Raw genomic sequence first — 18,085 nt, forward strand, 5'->3', positions numbered from 1 at the left:
AAAACCCCGTCTTGGAAAGGGCAATTCCGGCGAGAACTGTTCTGTTTGCGCTAGCTCAGCAAGCCATGGCGGAACGCGAGTGCGACGGTGTGCTGCCGGTTCTTGGCGCTGAAACGACGCTGAATCCCGTTTATATACCAGTCGACCGTATGGTTGGAGATGGATAGCTTGCGGCCGATCTCCGCCGATGTCATGCCATCCGCCATCAGCGCCAGCACTTCCGTCTCACGCCGTGTGAGCTCAAGAGCGGAACCGTCTGGAATATTGCTGAGATCATGGGCCTGACCTGAAAGATCGAGCAGGCGCCAGAAGACCGCCCGGGTCGCAGCATCGAGCAGTTCCACCTGCAAGGAGGGCAATTGCCGGTCCTGTCCACCTATGAACACGGCACCTATGAATCCCGCCCGTCCATGCACGGGAAAAGCATAACCGCCCTGCAAGCCGTAACGGCCGGCATCGTGGAAAAACACGCTCGCCCTTTTCCGATGCATGGCGCGGGGAAGCCCCTCCAGCGCCTCTTTCCAATGAAAGGGTTTGTGCACCATGCCGATCACTTTGCGGACGGGATCGACGAGGTTGTATTTCTTGGCCCTGTAGACCTCTATCCAGCCTTCCGGCAAATGTTGCGCAAGGATTTGGCCGGTGGAGGCCAGCTCGCCGGTCATGCGTCTGCTGACAAGGAAATATTCGAAACCATATTCCCGAATGAGCGTTGCAAATTCTGAACGCACACGTTCGGCGTTTCCCGCCTGGTAACACGCAGAGATGAAGTGAAGAATATCATGCATAAAGACACATGGTCCGGACTTGGCTTGAAGGGGATGACACGAAGGACATGGTCCCGCGATGACGTCATGTTACTCGGGCGCCGGTCGGGTGAGATTGAACATATCGTCGTTAGCAATCCCTGAAACGAAGATGCGAAATCTTGTGACGGCAGGCCCCGGGAAACACCGGGAGGTTTTTTCGGTTCGCATGGACGGCCAATCTGTTAAGCCGCCATTCAGACAGAAAGAGCGATAATTACACAAAATTCGCCGTCTCATGCAACCTTGCTAAAGTAGCATCGTATTGAGGCCGAACAATCAACCGCTCGAAAAGACGCCCGGACTGGATTGAAAATTTGACCTTGTTTCAGGTTTACACACGCGCTCTGCGCTATCTGACCGTTCATAAATGGCGTGTGGCTGTCGTCGTCATCGCCAACGTCATTCTTGCAGCGATCACCATTGCCGAACCCGTGCTGTTCGGCCGGATCATCGACGCCATTTCTTCTGGCTCCAATGTCACGTCCATTCTCATATTATGGGCGGGGTTCGGCGTCTTCAACACCGTGGCTTACGTAGCCGTCGCCCGCGAAGCCGACCGGCTGGCGCACGGCCGGCGCGCTTCGCTCCTGACGGAAGCCTTCGGGCGCATCATCTCGATGCCGCTTTCCTGGCACCATCAGCGCGGCACGTCCAATGCCCTGCACACCCTCCTGCGCGCCAGCGAAACGCTCTTCGGCCTATGGCTGGAATTCATGCGCACCCATCTCGCGACCTTCGTTGCGCTGGTGCTGCTTGTGCCCACCGCCATGTCCATGGACCTGCGCCTCAGCTTCGTGCTGATTGGCCTCGGCATCGTCTACTGGTTCATCGGCAAATGGGTGATGGGCCGCACCAAGGATGGCCAGGCTTCGGTCGAAGAGCATTATCACAGCGTTTTTGCCCATGTCAGCGATTCCATCAGCAACGTTTCCGTGCTGCACAGCTACAACCGCATCGAGGCTGAAACCAAAGCGCTGAAATCCTTCACCGAAAAGCTGCTAAGTGCGCAATATCCCGTGCTCGACTGGTGGGCCTTTGCGAGCGCTCTGAACCGCACGGCCTCCACCGTTTCGATGATGATCATTCTCGTGATCGGCACCGTGCTGGTGAAGAACGGCGAGCTGCGCGTCGGCGATGTCATCGCCTTCATCGGTTTCGCCAATCTCCTGATAGGCCGTCTGGACCAGATGCGCCAGTTCGTGACGCAGATTTTCGAAGCCCGCGCCAAGCTTGAGGACTTCTTCGTCCTCGAAGATTCCGTCAAGGAACGGGAAGAACCGGGCGATGCCCGTGAATTGTCGAATGTCTCCGGCACCGTGGAATTCCGCAATGTCAATTTCGGTTTTGCCAACACCAAGCAGGGCGTTCACGATGTCTCGTTTACGGCCAGGGCCGGCGAGACGATCGCGATCGTCGGACCGACAGGTGCCGGCAAGACGACGCTCATCAACCTGCTGCAGCGGGTCTATGATCCCGATTCCGGCCAGATCCTGATCGATGGAACCGATATTTCGACGGTGACGAAAAATTCGCTCCGCAACTCCATCGCCACGGTGTTTCAGGATGCCGGCCTGCTGAACCGCTCGATCCGCGAAAATATACGCCTTGGTCGTGAATCGGCCACCGATGCCGAAGTGGTGGAAGCAGCGGCGGCCGCTGCGGCGACGGATTTCATCGACAGCCGCATCAACGGCTATCTGACCCAGGTTGGTGAACGCGGCAACCGCCTGTCCGGCGGCGAGCGCCAGCGTATCGCCATCGCCCGTGCGATCCTGAAGAACGCCCCCATTCTGGTTCTCGACGAGGCAACCAGTGCACTCGACGTGGAAACCGAAGCCCGTGTGAAGGCCGCAGTGGATGCGCTGAGAAAGAACCGCACGACCTTCATCATCGCCCATCGCCTTTCCACTGTCCGCGATGCCGATCTCGTCCTGTTCCTCGATCAGGGCCGGATCATCGAAAAGGGCACTTTCGATGAGCTAAGCCAACGCGGCGGTCGCTTTACCTCGCTGCTGCGCACCAGCGGCCTGCTGACGGAAGACGAAGGCCAGCAGCCCCGGCCAAAAGCGATAGCCTCCTGAGGCTCAGGAATGGAATGCAAAAAGGGCGGGCACTGTCGTGTCCGCCCTTTTTCGTTGTCTGCTTCGAAAATATCGGGACATCACGAAGCTTCTATCTCAGTCTCCCAACCGTCATAGTCACCACCCAATTTTTGCAGCCATTGCGCTGAGAAGTTCCTATTCCTCGGTCGATCTCGTTCGGAGCTTGCGGCTTGAAAACTCTATGCCCCATCGCGCTGTCTGCGATGCATCCATCGCCTCACGGGTGATGCTGTAGCCACGGGGGACCAAGAAGTCTCTGTACAGCATCTGCCCTTCATGCGTCGGAAAATATGCGAAGTGGTCTATCGGTCTCGATTTGCTGCCATCGTGCCCTTGCTTCGCTTTGACCCGCCCGTTGAGCGTTCTTGCCGGCCCTGTATCGCCGTACAGGCGCCATGCCCCAGACGCCAAACAACATCGAAGGCGGGGGAACCTCACAACAAAATTCGGGCCCCTGCGTCACCGCAGGAGCCCGACTTAAAAAGCAAACCGAAGGCCCGCTCGTCTCAGTCGAAGGGGATCACCCTCTCGCCGGCCGCCAAGTCCTTGCCATCGACAGATACCGAAACCTCCGCCGTGCCAGGCTTGCGGCTGACGGCAATGTCTCTAGCCTTGCCGTCGAGCGTGATCTTCACCGAGAAACCGCTCCAGTCTTCCGGCAGCGACGGTGAAATATGCAGCCTGCCGTCAGTGCGGGTGATGCCGAGAATACCCTCGACAGCGGCACGGTAGAGCCAGCCGGCCGAGCCGGTGTACCAGCTCCAGCCGCCACGGCCCGCATAAGCGCCTTCACCGTATACATCCGCGGTCACCACATAAGGTTCGACCCGATAGGTTTCCGACGCTGCCGCATCGAGCGCGTGGTTGACCGGGTTGAGCAGCTTGAAGCAGTTCCAGGCCTCCTGCGCCCTGCCCTGCTTGGCAAGAGCGAGAACCACCCAGGTCGCCGCGTGGGTATATTGTCCGCCATTTTCGCGCACACCTGGCGGATATCCCTTGATGTAGCCCGGATCGTGCGGCGCACGCGAGAATGGCGGCGTGAATAGCCGGATGATGCCGGTCTTTTCATCCACCAGATGCTCCATGACCGCATCCATTGCCTGCCGCGACCGGGCCTCTTCGCCTTCGCCGGAGAGAACGCTCCAGCTTTGGCCGAGCGAATCGATCCGGCATTCCTCGCTTCCGGCGGAACCCAGCGGCGTGCCGTCGTCGAAATAGCCGCGACGATAATAGCTGCCATCCCACCCCGCGGTTTCGAGCGCATTGCGCAGTTTTTCGCGGTGCGAGGCCCATCTGCCGACCCGATCCGTGTCACCGCGCTTTTCCGCAATTTCAATGAAATCGCGCAAGGCGCCGGAAAGGAACCAGCCGAGCCAGACACTGGTACCCTTGCCGCCAACGCCGACGCGGTTCATGCCGTCGTTCCAGTCACCGCCGAGGATCAGCGGCAGGCCGTTCTCCCCGGTGCGATGAATGGCAAGATCGAGCGCCAGCGCCGCGTGTTCGTAGAGCGTCGCGGATTTGTCGCTGGTTTCCGGCTGGAAGAAAGCGTCGTGCTGGCCGGGCATCAGCGCCGGCCCCTTCAGGAAGGGAATGCTCTCATCCAGAATGGCGATATCGCCGGTCGCCGAAACATACTGGTTGATTGCATAAGCAAGCCATACCACGTCGTCCGAGATAGTGGTGCGGACACCGGCGCCTGTCAGCGGCAACCACCAGTGCTGAACGTCGCCTTCCGGGAATTGCCGGCCGGCTGCGCGCAGGATCTGCTTGCGAGCGAGATCCGGCTGGTAGAGCAGGAACGCCAGAGTATCCTGAAGCTGGTCACGGAAGCCGAAGGCGCCGCTCGACTGATAGAAGGCCGTGCGCGCCAGAATGCGGCACGCCAGCGCCTGGTAGGGCAGCCAATTGTTGACCATGTGGTTGAAGCCGGCATCCGGCGTGGACACCTGTAACTGGCCGGTAAAACCGGTCCAGAACGCCTTGCTTTCCTCCAGCACGGACTGGAAATCCACACGGCGGACATCCTTCACCAGCGCCTCGGCCTCTTCCGCATTATCGGCATCGCCCAGAATGAAGGTCATGTGCCGTTCTTCGCCGGGCTTAAGGTGGATTTCCTGCATCAGCGCCGCACAGGGATCGCCGTCAACCTCGGTGCTGCCGCTGAGTGCGTTACCCGACACGATCGCCTGCGGGGCCTGTGCCGAACCAAAGCGGCCAATGAATTCCCGACGACTGGTAGTGAAACCGCTCGCCTCCGTATCAAGCGTCAGGAACGCCGTGCGTGCGCTGTAGTCGATGCTGTAGGGGTTCGACGCGAAGATTGCGTTGTTGCCCGCATCATGTCTGCTCAGAATGAACGGCGCTGATTTCTGTCCGTTATTGCCCAGCACCCATTCGACATAGGCATAAACCTTCAGCCGGCGGCTTTTAGAGCCTTTGTTGCGAACGATGACCTGCGAGAACTTGACCGGCTTTTCACGATCGACGGTCTGTGTCACCTCGACTTCAAGTGTGTCGGCAACGCCGGTCAGGATGGAGTAACCCAGGCCGTGACGGGTTTCGAACATGGCTTCTGGATCACGCGACAACGCGGCACACGGCGTATAGAGCTTTCCTGTGTCCACATCGGCGACATAGAAGGCCTCGCCCGGCCGGTTGATGACAGGGTCATTGCTCCACGGTGTCAATTGATAATCGCGCGAATTGCGGCTCCAGCTGAAACCTGCGCCTTCGGCCGAAATATGGAAGCCGAAATTCTCGTTCGATATGACGTTGATCCACGGATGCGGGGTGGACTGCCCACCATGGAGACGCACCACATATTCCTGTCCGTTCCTGGCGAAGCCGCCGAAACCGTTCCAGAAATCGAGATCGCCCGCGTCTTCGACCGGCTCCGCAACCGGGAAAGCCGGGACCGGCAGACGGGCCTGTGCGGCGTCGCTTGTGCCATCGGGACCACGATGGGCCGCAAACAGCGATACCGCGCGGTTGATCTGGTCCACGATCTTGCCGTTGCGCACATGGAGTACAACGCGGGAAGCGGCCAGAAGCGCGCTCCACGTCTCTTCATCCATCAGGTCACGGCGCACGGAGAAGACGTGCGGGCGACCGCCATCGGCGGGATTGATGCGGCGTTGTGCTTCGGAAATATGATCCAGCGCATGCTGCATGTCCTGCGCGTAGGATGCGGCCCGTTCGTTGACGATAACGAGATCGAAGATCACGCCGCGCGAACGCAGATATTCATGGGCACTCAGCGCCTCACGGGCGATGTCCATGTCCATATCGTCGTTGATGCGCAGGCTGAAAATCGGGAAATCGCCGGAAATCGCAAGCGGCCACAAGGCGCGCTGTGACGCGAGTCCTGTTTTCAGCGTTTCCGAATCCGCCCGCAGATGCATGTCGGGATAGGTCAGATATCGGCCGAGATGCTGGAAGGCGGCCGCCTGCTGTGAGGTGACGCCCACATGGCGCATCTGCACCTGTGTGCGCGTCCAGGCATGAACGAGTTCATGCGCGAAAGCGTCCGGATGACGATAACGGTCGATCGCCTTGTCGACTTCCTCGCGGCTCGGCGCGGCAATCGTCCAGAAGATCACGCTCACCTTCTTGCCTGCCGGCACGCGCACGGTGCGTCGCAGCGACAGGATGGGGTCGAGCGTGAAGCCGTCAGTGCTGGAAAGCGTCGCACCGGCATCGAAAGCCGCCGCTTCGCGCAGCGAACGGCCACGACCGATGAATTTGGCGCGATCCGTCTCGAATTCCGTCGGGCGCGACGGGCCGGCATTATCGGCGGCCAGATGCGCAATGACGGTGCCCGGCTCGTTCGGGCTGCGACGGTTGCGCCAGGCGCGGATGACGTCGCCACGCCGGCCGATCTCCGTCTGCACGAACATGCGCGAGAAGAGCGGATGGGCGTTGTCGTCATCCTCAGACGCAATGACCGGCTCCATATAGGAAGTCACTTCGATATAGCGATCCTCGGAACCGACATTGAGCAGGGTGACGCGGCGGCCTTCTGCATCGTGCTCGGTGGCGACGATGCATTCGACAACGCTCTGCAGGTCGCCGGTGGTCTTGTGGAACTCGGCCTTGTCGTCGGTGAAGACTGTCTTGGTCTTTTCACCCTCGAAGACACGCGGCTCCGCAGTCGCACTCCACCATTGCCCGTTGGTGGTGTCGCGCAGGAAGATGAAGGTGCCCCAGCGGTCTTCGGTCGGATCGGCCTTCCAGCGGGAAATCGCCTGCCCGTTCCATTTCGAATAACCTGCACCCGTCGAGGTAAGCATGGTCGAGTAGTGACCATTCGACAGGAACACCACCTCACGGTCGCGTGCCGCCGGATCGGCAATGGAGCGCACTTCCGCCCGCAGCAGGTCGGCCTGTTCCTTGCCGGGGGTCTCCGGTTCGTATTTGGCGCTCATGACCGGCACTTCGCGCGGCGCCTTTTCCTGCAGCAGCAATTCAGCTGCCTCGATCACCGGATCGGAATGGAAGAGCTCGCGCAGCACGCCGTCAAAGGCGACGTTGGCGACGGCCGCAATCGACATGCCATGGTGGTGGGCATAATAGTTGTAGACCACCGCACAGACCTTGCCATCAGGCACACGCGTTGGCGTGAAATCCACCGCATCGTGGAAACCGTATTGGCCAAGCGCGCCAAGCTTGCGCAGCTTGTCGAGGTTTTCAAGTGCACCATCCGGATCGTATTGGCTGGCGAGGATCGATGCATAGGGCGCGATTACCGCATTCTGGCCAAGGCCACGCTTGAGGCCCAGCGTCGGCACACCGAAGTTGGTGTACTGGTAGTTCATGTTGTGATCGCGGGCATTAAACGCCGCTTCGGAAATGCCCCATGGCGTGCCGAGACGGCGACCGTGATTCATCTGTTCCTTGACGATCAGGTTGTTGGTCTGGTTGAGGATACCCCCCTGACGCTCCTGCATCACAAGCGGCGGCATCAGATATTCGAACATGGAGCCCGACCAGGACACCAGCGCGCCCTGCGCACCGATCGGCACGACCTGACGGCCAAGGCGGTACCAGTGCTCAGTCGGCAGATCGCCCTTCGCGATGGCGAAGAGGCTGGTCAGACGGCATTCCGACGCCAGAAGGTCATAGCAGGCCTCATCCAGCTCCTTGCTTTCGACGCGATAGCCAATGGACAGAAGGCGGCGATCCTTGCGGTAAAGGAACGTGAAATCCATCGAGAAAGCGAGATTGCGGCTGCGGTCGCGCAGCGAAGCGAGACGCTGGCGCAAGGGCTCGACATTGGTCAGGTCGATGGCGCTGTCGGAAATATGGGCTTCGCAGCACTCGACCAACAGCTGCGCCCAACGCGTCACTTCGGTGCTCTGTGTGGACTTCACCTCGTGGTCGACATTGGTGGCGAGCTTCTGAATGTCACGCGCAAGCACCGCCAGGTTGATGACGCGAATGGAGGCGAATTCGTGCTCGCGCTTGACGGATGCCAGCGCGTTCGAGAAGCCTATGATACGCTCTTCGAGACGGCGATGCAGCGGCCGCAGGTTCTTGCGGTCGTCCGGCAAGGCCTTCAGCGTTTCGCGCAGAATGCCGGCCACGTCGCCGATACCGTCGAGGTTGCCCTGAAGATGGGCCGACGGCGCTTCCGCCCAATCGCGGCAAGCGGAAGAAACCGCAATCAAATGGCCGGCGAGATTACCGCTGTCCACCGCCGAAACATAACGCGGTCCAAGCGTCTGCAAGGTATCGGTGTGATACCAGTTGTAGAGATGGCCACGATATTTTTCCATCTTCTCGACGGTCTGGATCGTGTTCTCGATGCGCTCCAGCGTGTCGGCAAAGCTGATCCAGCCGAACTGACGCGCGGAGATGACGGAGAGCAGATAGACGCCGATATTGGTGGGAGACGTGCGCGAGGCAACGATCGGCTCCGGCGTCTCCTGGAAATTGTCCGGCGGCAGGTGGTTTTCCTGCGGTGTCACGAAGGTCTCGTAATACCGCCAGGTACGGCGCGCAATCTTGCGTAGTTCGAACGAGACGTGCTCGGAAACGAACAACCGGTCTTCGGTCTCGGCTGACTGGCTGACATACCAGGCAACGGCGGGCGATAGCACCCACAGCAGCGTAAAGGGAATGCCGATCAGGAAGGCATTGTCGCCCGGCAGCGCCGCGAACAGAAGGCCGAGCATCGCCACAACGGGGGCGTGCCACATCTGACGATAATAATCGATGATGCTGCCCTGCGCACTGGACTGGATACTGGCGGCGGTGCGCCATTCCAGCATCAGCTTGTGGCTGACGAGCAGGCGGTAGAGCGAACGCGCAATCGCATCTGTCATCATGCAGGCGGCATCGGCGATGAAGACGATTCTCAGCGCGACTTGCGCATTGGTGGCGCGGATTTCAGACCAGATGGTGTGGAAATGCGCCTGCGGCACGATGTCTGTCGAACGCGGCACAAGGCCGGAAAGCAGCGAAAGCGTCGGTGCAACGAAGAGCGAGAAGATCAGCAGGATCTGCCAGATCAGCGCCCCGAGCGGATCCATGAAATACCAGCCGAGGATCGAGGCGAAGAACCAGGCGATCGGCGTCAGTGAGCGACGCAGATTGTCGACCATCTTCCACCGTCCGATAGCGGTGACGCCGCGGGCGCGGTCGAGAATATAGGGAAGCAGCTGCCAGTCGCCACGCGCCCAGCGATGCTGACGGGAAACTTCCACCTCATAGCGCGTCGGGAAGTCCTCGACGAGTTCCACATCGGTCACCAGCGCGCAACGCGCAAACGAACCTTCAAGCAGATCATGGCTGAGGACGGAGTTTTCTTCGATACGGCCCTTCAGCGCCGCCTCGAAAGCATCCACGTCGTAAAGACCCTTACCGGTGAAGGTGCCTTCGGAGGTTAGGTCCTGGTAAACGTCGGAAACCGTGAAGACGTAGGGATCGATACCGCGGTTGATGGAAAAGACACGCTGGAAAACCGAAGCATCCTTGCCCGTGGTCAGGGAAGGTGTGACGCGCGGCTGCAGCAGACCGTAACCTTCGACCACCCGACCGGATTCAGGATCGATCCTGGGGCGGTTGATCGGATGGTGCATCTTGCCGACCAGCTTCGTCACCGCATCGCGCATCAGGCGCGTATCAGCGTCCAGCGTCATGACATATTTGACACCTTCCGGAATGATATTCGCGCCGCCTAGGAACGTCGTGTCCTTGTCGCCGCGCAGCAGCATGTTCAGCTCATGCAGCTTGCCGCGCTTGCGCTCCCAGCCCATCCAGCAGCCTTCGGCCGGATTGTAGATGCGGCGGCGATGCAGAAGGTAAAAACGTGTCTTGCCGTCAAAGGCGTAGCGGCTGTTCAGTGTTGCCAGCTCGCGCTTGGCATATTCGAGTATCTCGAGATCGTCTTCAGACTGCTCGTACTGCGCGTCGCGCCAGTCGCTCACCAGCGAGAAATAGATCTCACCATGCGGATTGGCCAGATAGTGCACCTCGATATTGCGCATCATCTCGTCAACGCTGTCGCGACTGGTCAGCATGCAGGGCACGGCGACCAATGTGCGCGCGTCCTCGGGAATTCCATTCTTGAACTCGTATCCGACCAGCCGGAACGGTTTCACGAAGAAGGTGACAAGGGTGTTGAAGAGGCCGGTCGCGCCCTCCGAGGCGGGCAGAGCGAACATCAGCAGGAAAGCGGTGACAACATACCAGGGCATGCCCGCTTCGGCGAGGAACCACCCGACCGCCAGCATGGCGACCGCGGTGATGAGAAGCACCGGCGCTGCAATTGCCAGCCAGTTGAACTTCCGCATCGCCCGGACGATACGCTGCGATACCAGGGGCCGGTATCCCAGCGCCTTTTCAAGCTCGAAACGACGCTGACCCACCAGCACGGAGCCGACATTGACGGGATGCGTCTCGTCCGCCTCTGCGGGCATATCGGTACGCGCCATTTCGACAGCGGCACGGGCGACCTCAACTTCGGTCTTGGGAGAACGACGCGCCAGAAGTTCGATGGTATTGCGGTAGGTGTTCCGGGAGCCGAAATCGAGCGTTTCGTAATCGGTTTCTTCGCGCAGAACCTTGTCGATATGGCTGACTTCCTCGAACCACACCGACCATTCGGTATCATCGATCTCGCGCAGGCTCTTGACGATGTTGCCCATCGTCACGTTGCCGGATGCGAGGCGATTATGCTCCGACATCATCACGTTTTCGGCATCGGTGCCGGCAGCGTGAAGACGCTCTTCGAGCCATGCGACGGCAAAACCCGATGTCTGCGAGCCGTTTCGGAGGCGATAAAGGAACTGCGTCGCGAAAGTCGGGTCATCGACCAGCGAATCGACCTGCTTGAGAAGTGCTGCCGACGCTTCCGCATCGTTCAAGCGGATAATCTCGTCGACCACCTCATTCGCCTTCTGGCGCATGCGGCGCGAACGCTCCACACGGATGGAGATGCGCCGAAGATTTTCGATGAGGACAAAACGGATGATCGATGGCAGCGCCCACAATTCGCCGATCTGCAGCGTCTTCGAGGTCTGGTAGCCATCCACCAGCGCCGTCATGTTTTCGCGCGATACCGTGCTGTGGGTGTGGGCGACATAAAGCCAGCCGAGCGCCATGACCCGCGGGATCGTCACGCCGCCTACCGTCATTGTCGGCAGCTGGCGATAGAACTTGCGCGGAAAATCACGGCGGACTTCCTGGATCGCCTCTTCGATGACGTAGTGGTTGTCGAGAAGCCATTCCGCCGCCGGCGTTATCGTCGCGCCATTTTCCGCGTCGACCGCCGTTGTGCGATAGACCCTGAGGATTTCCTTTTCATTCTCGCGATGACGCTCGAAGAAATCGAACTCCATGAAGCCGGGAAGGCTGTCGGCGCCATCGCGGGAAAGCGCGGCGCCCGCATCATGCAGTTCCTCGACCGTCATATAGGACGCGCGGATCGAATCATTATGATCGATCTGCTTCGTCTCGGAATCACGGGCGGCGGCGGTCGGGGTGATATGAAATGACATCGGGCTCGTATTCTGAACTTTATGGAGACTTGTTCGACTTGACCGGCATTTCGTCCGTGGCGGGAACACACACGAAAATCGGCCACGCTATATTTATGACTTATCCTGAACCTTCGGTGAACCGGACCGGACGCCCGGATGAGAGGACCGTCCGGCAGGGCGCCGCATACTGCTGCACAATGTTTGCAATCTGTTTGCGGGGCTTGAGATCAGCGCGTGCAGGAAGCTTCCGGTGACAGAAAGATCTCATCCTGCGGCCCGGCAACGCCGTTCCGACCGGATTTCGCACCCTCCCCGACGGCGAAATTTGTGCGCGCAACGCCCGATGGTCCCCCGTTGATAACCTGAAGGGCAACACGAGACCGGAACGGTTCGCGCTACATCCGAAAGACGCTAATGCCCCAGGACATCAATAGTTCCATGCCACCTGTCGCGACCCGATGCAAGCGCTGAATTTCAGGCCGTCTGAGTGCCTGCGGCGCCCCTTACATGCCCATGCATATGCTGCTATGTCATTTTGAAAAAGCACCGTAAAAAACGGCGAAACCCGGGACTTCGAAAATGACCAGACAGACCGCCACCATGACGTCTTTTGCCAATCATATGCCGGATGTGGTGGCAATCCGCCGCCACCTGCACCGTCACCCTGAAATAGGCCTCTCCGAGTTCAAGACCTCGGATTTCATTGCCGAACAATTGCTGGCGATGGGGTACGAGGTAACGCGCGGGCTCGCCGGCACTGGCGTTGTCGCCACGCTGCGCAATGGTGACAGCACGCGCACGCTTGGCATTCGAGCCGATATCGACGCCCTGCCGATCCACGAAGAAACGGGGGCGGAGTATGCGAGCGCCAATCAGGGCGTGATGCATGCCTGCGGCCATGATGGCCATACTGCCATGCTTCTCGGCGCAGCGAAGATCATAGCCGAACGCAGGAATTTTAACGGAACACTGCATCTGATCTTCCAGCCGGCGGAGGAAAATTTCGGCGGCGCCCGCATCATGATCGAGGACGGCCTGTTCCACCGCTTTCCCTGCGATGCGGTTTTTGCACTCCACAACGACCCTGGCCTGCCCTTCGGGCACTTTGTGCTGCGCGACGGGCCGATCCTTGCCGCGGTCGACGAGTGCAAGATCACCGTCAACGGTTATGGCGGCCACGGTGCCGAACCGCAGGATGCCGCTGATCCTATCGTTGCCGGGGCAAGCATCATCATGGCGCTGCAGACTGTGGTTTCACGCAACATCCATCCGCAGCTGTCGGCGGTCGTCACCGTTGGCGCCTTCCATGCCGGTGCTGCCAGCAACGTCATTCCCGAAACGGCGGAAATGCTACTGACCATCCGTTCCTTCGATCCGGGCGTGCGCGATGAGCTGGAAAAGCGCATTCGGGCGATAGCCGAAGGCCAGGCGGCCAGCTACGGCATGAGCGTCACCATCGATTACGAGCGCGGTTATAATGCAACCGTCAACCACAGGGCGGAAACGGATTATGTCGCCGATCTCGCCCGCCGTTTTGCCGGGCCTGAAAAGGTCGCAGAAATGCAGCGCCCGTCGATGGGCGCGGAAGACTTTGCCTACATGCTGGAGAAACGGCCGGGCTGTTATTTCTTCCTCGGCACCGCACGAACCGACAACGACCCGCCGTTGCACCATCCAAAATTTGATTTCAACGACGAAATCCTGCCGATCGGAACCGCTTTCTGGGTCGATCTTGCGGAAGATTACCTGAAGTCGTGAATGGGAATGAAAAAGGCCGGTCGGAGGAGCGACCGGCCTTTTGTTCTCAAATTACCTGATGAGAAGATCGGGAGGATCAGGGAACGAGACCGAATATGACGGCAGCGACAAAGGCCATGCAAACGCCGACGAGAGCCGCATGAACCGAATCTTTCCAGTTGCGCGGCGACTGGGGCTGCGAAACAAAGTCTTTTACTTTTCCTGCCTTGGAATAAGACATTGTACACTCCCTTCCTGCTCGGCCCTTCAATGCGGGCATTGCTTATTTCACTCGTAGAATAGCTTTATTCCCCACTGTTTCAGTAGAGATAATATTCCATAAGATAGGTGCATCGGGAAAAATACGGATTGCAACTTGCCGGGCGGCAAGCATCAATCTACCCATTGCGCGGCATCAGCGCGACGGGGCGCTTTCCGTCTGAAGGCAATGCGGACACGGAAAATACCATGACAGATATCGACGCCATCATTATTGGAGCCGGTGTGATCGGCCTGGCGACAGCGCGAGAACTCGCTATGCGCGGCCTCTTCGTCGTCATCCTGGAAAGCGAAAAGGAATTTGGCTCGGTCACTTCCTCCCGCAACAGCGAAGTCATCCACGCAGGCCTTTATTACCCGCCTGGAAGCCTCAAGGCCCGACTTTGCGTGGAGGGCAAGGAGCGTCTTTATGCTTTCTGCCAGAGCCACGGCGTTGCTCATCGCCGCTGCGGCAAACTCATCGTCGCCACGAGCCATGAAGAGACGGCCATGCTCGCCACTCTCCAGGAGAAGGGCAAGGCCAACGGATGTAACGATCTTGAGCTGATTGATGAACGACAGGCGGTTTTACTCGAACCCGCGCTCACCTGCGTTGCAGCCCTTACGTCACCTTCGACCGGTATCATCGACAGTCACGGATATATGCTGGCGCTGTTCGGAGACGCACAGGATCACGGCGCGGCCATGGCCGTCAACGCCCCCTTCGAAAGGGCGGAAGTGGCGGGCGATGGTTTTCGGATCCACGTCGGCGGCGCGGAGCCCACCAGCCTGACGTGCCGGCTGCTCATCAATTCCGCCGGACTTGTTGCGCCGATGGTGGCAAGAAATATAGAGGGATTGCCGGAGGATGGTATCCCGCAGGCGCGTTTCGCCAAGGGCAGCTATTTTTCGCTGGCCGGCAAGTCACCCTTTTCAAGGCTCATCTATCCGGCACCTCATACTCATGGCCTTGGCGTACATCTCACCCTCGATCTTGCTGGCCAGGCTCGTTTCGGCCCGGATGTGGAGTGGGTGGACGCCATCGATTACGCCGTCGATCCCCAACGCATGGAAGGTTTTGATGATGCGATACGGCGTTATTGGCCGCGCCTTCCCGACCATGCGTTGATCCCGGCCTATTCTGGAATCCGGCCGAAGATTTCAGGTCCGGACGAACCCGCTATGGATTTCCGCATTGACGGGCCGGAGACGCATGGCGTCAACGGTCTCGTCAATCTCTTCGGCATCGAAAGCCCCGGCCTTACTGCCTCGCTGGCCATCGCCAACGAGGTCGCGGCGCGGCTTGGGGCTTGATCCCAACCCGCTCAGCCGAAACGGGACAGCGCACCCGTCATGACCTCCGGATCGACATTGCCGCCGGAAGCGACTGCGATCACCGTTTCACTCTCCAGTTCATCGCCATGGAAGAGGGCCGCCGCCAGGGCCACCGCCCCACCGGGCTCAACGACGATCTTCAGCCGGTTGAAGGCGAGAACCATTGCCCGCAGCGCTTCCTCTTCGGTCACGGCGATGCCTTTCCCGCAAAGCCCAACCATGATAGGGAAGGTGATGTTACCGGGCTGCGGCGTAACGATCGCATCGCAGATCGAACCCGAGCTCGTGGCGTTCCGCTCGATCTTGCCCGAGGCAAGAGAGCGTGCCACATCATCGAACCGCTCCGGTTCCGAAGTCCTGACCTTATAGTTCGGTGCTTTCGCTGCAAGCGCAAGGGATATGCCGGATGTAAGACCACCGCCGCCGCACGGCACCAGGATCTCGGCTGAATCGATACCCAGTTCCGCGCCCTGTTCAGCAATCTCCAGCCCCACAGTCCCCTGCCCGGCAATGACCAGCGGTTCGTCATAGGGCCTGATCAGCGTCAACCCGCGCTCGCGCGAAATGCGGTCCCCAATGGCATCGCGATCCTCATTCGCGCGGTCATAAAGCACCACCTCCGCGCCATAAGCACGGGTATTGTCAATTTTGATCTTCGGTGCATCCATCGGCATGATGATGACGGCGGGAACGCCGTGGAGGCTGGCGGCAAGCGCCACGCCCTGCGCATGGTTACCGGAGGAAAAGGCGATGACGCCTTTGGCGCGGACCTCCGCAGGCAGGCCTGAGACGGCCGACCAGCCGCCACGAAACTTGAAGGAACCCGTTCTTTGCAGGCATTCAGCTTTTACGAAGAGCTTTCGCCCGGCAATCTCGTCCAGAAAAGGTGATGAGAGAAGCGGCGTGCGAACCGCTTGAGTGCCGATGCGCTCCCGCGCGGCTTCTATCATCGAAATATCAGTCATGTCCTGCCCCTATAATGCGGATGTGCAGGCACCTTATGAGGTCACACGCATTTACGAAACCGCCCGAAAAGAAAAATCCCCGGACGTGGCCGGGGATTCTGGTCGTGTGATCAATGATTGTGCCGGGGCATCTTCTCGGCAATGCGGCGAAAATCCGCAGCGCCTTCGAGAACCGCGCCGTCCGAAAGCTGCGTTACCGACTGACGATAAATGCGCTGCCAGGGCGTCGCATCCGCGGGAACAGCCGGAATGCCGTCTGCCTTGCGGGCTGCAAGCTCCTCATCCGGCACCAGCACGTTACACTCGCCCTTGTTGAAGTCGATGCGGATCACATCGCCCGCGCGAAGCCACGCTAGGCCACCGCCGGCCGCACTTTCGGGCGAGGCGTTGAGAATGGACGGGCTGTCCGCCGTTCCCGATTGCCGGCCGTCACCGATCGTCGGCAGGCTGGTGATTCCTTTTTTCAAAAGCGCATCCGGCGGCTGCATGTTGACCACCTCGGCCGAACCCGGCCAGCCAAGCGGCCCCGCACCACGAATGACGAGAATGGTACGCTCATCAATATTGAGGGACGGATCATTGATGCGGGCGTGATAGTCTTCCGAACCGTCAAAAACCACGCATCTGCCCTCGAAAATTCCCTCGTGGCCCGGCTCGTTGAGATAGCGCTGCCGGAACTCCGCCGAGATCACGCTCGTCTTCATGATGGCGAAATCGAACAGATTGCCCTTGAGAACCAGGAAACCTGCCCGTTCCTTCAGCGGATTTTCATAAGGAAGGATCACATCTCGGTCGGTCGATTCCCGACCTTCCAGATTTTCAGCCACTGTTCTACCGGTCACGGTCCGACAGCTTCCATCGAGCTTGCCCGCCTGCAGAAGCTCCCACATGATGGCGGGCGTGCCGCCGGCGCGGTGATATTTCTCACCGAGCCATTTGCCGGCCGGCTGTATGTTGGCCAACAGCGGAATATCGTAACCGTGGACCTGCCAGTCCTCTTCACGGAGTTCAACGCCCGCATGTTTCGCCATGGCCGCGAGATGCGGTTGGGCATTGGTGGAGCCACCGATTGCCGAGTTGACGCGGATCGCGTTCAGAAAGGCTTCGCGCGTCATGATGTCCGAGGGCTTGATATTCTCAACAACCAGTTCAACGGCGCGGCGGCCGGTGCGATAGGCCATCTGGCCGCGTTCACGGTAAGCGGCGGGGATTGCACCGCAGCCGGTGAGCGACATGCCGAGCGCTTCCGCGATGGCGTTCATGGTCGACGCCGTGCCCATGGTGTTGCAATGCCCGACCGATGGCGCGGACTCCAGCGCCGCCTGCAGAAACTCCTCTCGGGTGATTTCGCCAGCGCCATATTTGCGGCGCATGCGCCAGATCACAGTGCCGGAACCGACCAGATCGCCCTCATGATAACCGTCGAGCATCGGCCCGCCGGAGAGCACGATGGCCGGAATATCGACCGTGCTCGCCGCCATCAGTGCCGAGGGCGTGGTCTTGTCGCAACCCGTCGTTAACACGACACCGTCGAGCGGATAACCGTAAAGCACTTCCACGAGGCTGAGATAGGCAAGATTGCGGTCGAGCGCTGCCGTCGGGCGCTTGCAGTTTTCGAACATCGGATGGGTCGGGAATTCGATAGGAATACCGCCCGCATCACGGATGCCGTCGCGCACACGCTTCACCAGTTCCACATGGACGCGGTTGCAGGGCGTAAGATCGCTGCCGCTCTGGGCGATGCCGATCACCGGCTTGCCGGAACGCAGTTCTTCCGGCGTTACGCCATAATTCATGAAGCGCTCCAGATAGAGCGCCGTCATGTCGAGATGATCAGGGTTGTCGAACCAGTCCTGCGATCGCAGCCGGCGCATGGGTGTCTTCTCGTCGCTCAT

The 18,085-nt window shown here is 59.7% G+C and carries 7 protein-coding genes; 3 read left to right on the forward strand and 4 right to left on the reverse strand.

All coding sequences use genetic code 11. The features are described from left to right. Positions 1 to 50 precede the first annotated feature (50 nt). Positions 51 to 788 carry a helix-turn-helix transcriptional regulator gene (locus DOU54_RS09030; protein ID WP_004443990.1) on the reverse strand — a complete coding sequence of 246 codons (738 nt, stop codon included), beginning with the start codon at positions 786 to 788 and terminating at the stop codon, positions 51 to 53. A gap of 335 nt (positions 789 to 1,123) precedes the next feature. Between DOU54_RS09030 and DOU54_RS09035 the strand changes: the two genes are divergently transcribed. Further along, positions 1,124 to 2,890 (forward strand): glucan ABC transporter ATP-binding protein/ permease, encoded by a 1,767-nt coding sequence (locus DOU54_RS09035; RefSeq protein WP_004443992.1) that lies wholly within the window; start codon positions 1,124 to 1,126, stop codon positions 2,888 to 2,890. A gap of 527 nt (positions 2,891 to 3,417) precedes the next feature. Here the strand turns inward: DOU54_RS09035 and DOU54_RS09040 are convergent. Beyond that, complete coding sequence (locus tag DOU54_RS09040) at positions 3,418 to 11,913, reverse strand: glycoside hydrolase family 94 protein (protein WP_113382009.1); 8,496 nt, start codon at positions 11,911 to 11,913, stop codon at positions 3,418 to 3,420. A 561-nt stretch (positions 11,914 to 12,474) separates the two neighbouring features. Here DOU54_RS09040 and DOU54_RS09045 point away from each other — a divergent pair. Both DOU54_RS09045 and DOU54_RS09055 read left to right on the forward strand, forming a co-directional pair. Then, complete coding sequence (locus tag DOU54_RS09045) at positions 12,475 to 13,653, forward strand: M20 aminoacylase family protein (protein WP_162749677.1); 1,179 nt, start codon at positions 12,475 to 12,477, stop codon at positions 13,651 to 13,653. A 447-nt stretch (positions 13,654 to 14,100) separates the two neighbouring features. Further along, positions 14,101 to 15,204, forward strand: a complete 1,104-nt coding sequence (locus DOU54_RS09055) for an NAD(P)/FAD-dependent oxidoreductase (protein ID WP_113382085.1) — start codon at positions 14,101 to 14,103, stop codon at positions 15,202 to 15,204. A gap of 11 nt (positions 15,205 to 15,215) precedes the next feature. Here the strand turns inward: DOU54_RS09055 and DOU54_RS09060 are convergent, their stop codons facing one another. Beyond that, positions 15,216 to 16,190: a threonine ammonia-lyase gene (locus tag DOU54_RS09060; protein ID WP_022556987.1), complete on the reverse strand. Its 975-nt coding sequence runs from the start codon at positions 16,188 to 16,190 to the stop codon at positions 15,216 to 15,218. 110 nt (positions 16,191 to 16,300) lie between these two features. After that, complete coding sequence (locus DOU54_RS09065; protein ID WP_113382008.1) at positions 16,301 to 18,085, reverse strand: IlvD/Edd family dehydratase; 1,785 nt, start codon at positions 18,083 to 18,085, stop codon at positions 16,301 to 16,303.

It is taken from the genome of Agrobacterium sp. MS2 (assembly GCF_003261015.1).
In the GTDB taxonomy this organism is placed as follows: Bacteria; Pseudomonadota; Alphaproteobacteria; order Rhizobiales; family Rhizobiaceae; genus Agrobacterium; species Agrobacterium pusense.

Bases quoted from the DNA above. Each gene is read 5' to 3' on its own strand.
- DOU54_RS09045 (WP_162749677.1), top strand. From the start codon at position 12,475: ATGACCAGACAGACCGCCACCATGACGTCTTTTGCCAATCATATGCCG.
- DOU54_RS09065 (WP_113382008.1), bottom strand. From the start codon at position 18,085: ATGAGCGACGAGAAGACACCCATGCGCCGGCTGCGATCGCAGGACTGG.
- DOU54_RS09040 (WP_113382009.1), bottom strand. From the start codon at position 11,913: ATGTCATTTCATATCACCCCGACCGCCGCCGCCCGTGATTCCGAGACG.
- DOU54_RS09055 (WP_113382085.1), top strand. From the start codon at position 14,101: ATGACAGATATCGACGCCATCATTATTGGAGCCGGTGTGATCGGCCTG.
- DOU54_RS09030 (WP_004443990.1), bottom strand. From the start codon at position 788: ATGCATGATATTCTTCACTTCATCTCTGCGTGTTACCAGGCGGGAAAC.
- DOU54_RS09060 (WP_022556987.1), bottom strand. From the start codon at position 16,190: ATGACTGATATTTCGATGATAGAAGCCGCGCGGGAGCGCATCGGCACT.